The organism is Kitasatospora sp. NPDC059812 (assembly GCF_042732075.1).
Taxonomy (GTDB): Bacteria; Actinomycetota; Actinomycetes; order Streptomycetales; family Streptomycetaceae; genus Kitasatospora.
The window spans coordinates 24192-26374 of record NZ_JBHWIO010000071.1; the positions used below are offsets into that span (position 1 = coordinate 24192).

General features: G+C 72.9%; 1 protein-coding gene and 1 pseudogene. Both read left to right on the forward strand.

Going from position 1 to position 2183, the window contains the following annotated elements:
- A pseudogene (locus tag ACFV6D_RS28755) lies at positions 1-574 on the forward strand (ferredoxin-NADP reductase); the annotation flags it as partial.
- A gap of 373 nt (positions 575-947) precedes the next feature.
- Positions 948-2063 (forward strand): hypothetical protein, encoded by a 1116-nt coding sequence (locus tag ACFV6D_RS28760; protein WP_380561662.1) that lies wholly within the window; start codon positions 948-950, stop codon positions 2061-2063.
- Positions 2064-2183: the final 120 nt, after the last annotated feature.

Genomic DNA, 2183 nt, shown 5'->3' on the forward strand with positions numbered 1-2183 from the left:
GCGGGGCGCGCGCGGCGCCGCCCGCCCCCCCCCCGCGGGGTTCACCGGGGGCGGGCGGGTGACGGGCCTGACCGTCGCCCGGACCACTCTCGCGGGCGGCCGGGCAGCCGAACCGACCGGGGAGACGGACACGCTGCTGACCGGCCTGGTGGTGCGTTCCATAGGGCACCGGGGCGTACCGGTGCCCGGGTTGCCCTTCGACGAGCGGACGGCGACGGTCGCGCACCGGGGTGGGCGGGTCGTGGACCCGGCGACGGGGCGGCCGCTGCCTGGGGCGTACGTGGTGGGGTGGGCCAAGCGCGGGCCGTCCGGGGGGATCGGCGCCAACCGGGCGTGCGCCCGCGAGACCGTGGGCGCGCTCCTGGACGACGCGGCGGCCCGCGCGCTGGCCGCCCCGGCGGCGAGCCGCACGGACTTCGACCGCCTCGTCCGCCACCGTCGCCCGGACGCCGTCGGGCTCAAGGGACTGCGGGCCGTGGAGCGGGCGGAGCGCGCCCGGGGCGAGGCCGAGGGCCGCCCCCGCGTCAAGATCGCTACCGTCCCCGCCCTGCTGGCGGCCGCCCGCCGGCGGTAGGCGGGCAGCGGGTAGGCGCTGGTCGGCGCGAAAGAATATGTCGGTCGGTCTACTTAATCTGAACCGGTTGCGCACAGGAAGTCGGGCAGGCCGACTTCCTATGCGCGGGCTCCATCGAGCAGTCAAATGTAGACCGGTCTACATATTTCCCCGGGAGCAAAAAAGGCCCCCGGCCGACGGCGTGCATCGTGGAACCGTGGAATCGTGGAACGGAAGTTGAGCCACCTCGCCGGGTCGCCGAACCGGCGCGGTCCGACTCGATCGAAACTCTCCCGCACGGGGGCGCTCTGCGCCGCAACCTGGTCGCCGCTACGACGTTGAACCGGGCATGGACAACAATGCCGCACCGCTCGGTGCTTGGCGAGGACTCTCGTTGGCGGCAGAGACCGGCTGGGTTCCCGACCGCCACATCCTCAGGGCGCTTCATGCCACGACGTTCGGCAACCGGTGGTTCACCCAGATCAGCGCGACCGAGCTGGCGGGCCTGGCCGCCATGCCCGATGCGGCCGTCGTGCTCGGAAGCCGACGCGGCTACTTGGCGGACAGTCCGGGGAGCCAGGCCCTCGCAACCCTGCTGCGCGAACGGCCGGAGGAGTTCGGGCTGGCCGGCCCCATCATCCTCGGTGCGCAGAGCCTGCACTGGGAGCCGGACCGAGCGGCCGGGGCGGGGCGGCTCGGGCTGGCGGGGGTGCAGTGCTTCGACGGGTTCCAGCGACTCGTCACGATCGCCCACATCTCCCGCGAACTGCCGCCCGCGGACCTGGCCAAGGCCGTCCTGTCGGTCATCGTCGTGACCGGCGACGGCCGCCACCGGGTCCGCGAGTTCTGCGACCAGACCGATCGCTACGTCAACTCCGCCGTGCCGCAGGACAACCTCGCCCGTTGTCCGCACCTGCTCGCGGTGCAGGCCGAGTTCCGGGCGGAAGGGAGCTACTTCGATCCCCGGCGAGGCATCGTGGCCGGGCCGCACCCGGTGGGATTCACACCCGCGGACGTGTTCCGGTCGCTCGCGGCGCTGTCGGCCGCGCCGCGCCCTTATCTGAGCCATCAACTCCACACCGCTGAAGGCCTGGACGCGCTCTGGTCGGACATCACCAGCGCCCCCTACCGGAGCATCGTGCACGAGCACCTGCGGGCGACCAGCGTCCAGGTCGCGGTGGAGGCCAGGCGCGAGACGCAGAAGGCCGTCGCCCGCATCCGAAAGCGTCATAACACAGGCTGCTACAAGCTGTTGGAGTACGCGCCTGAGCTGGTGACCTGGACGGCCTGCCGGGTCCTTCCGCTGGAGAAGCTCTACGACGGCGGTAGGAACGCGCCGCGCTGGACCGACCTGATCCACGGGGTCCTACCGGCCGAGACCGAGCGGGTCGCCCACCAGCTGGTCGCCTCCTACGAGCGGCTGCGCGGCTCGAAGCACATCTTCAAGCTCGCGGCGCCTGAACTCGACCTGTGGCTGGAGCTCGTGGACGACGTCATCGGCCGGGCATAGCTGGCCGGTCCTCGTCGGGGGGGGGGGGCGGGGGGGGGGGCGCGGCGGGCCCGGCCCCCCCCCCCCCCCCCCCCGCGCCCCGCCCCCCCCCCCCGGCGCCCGGCTAATAAAAAAAAAAAA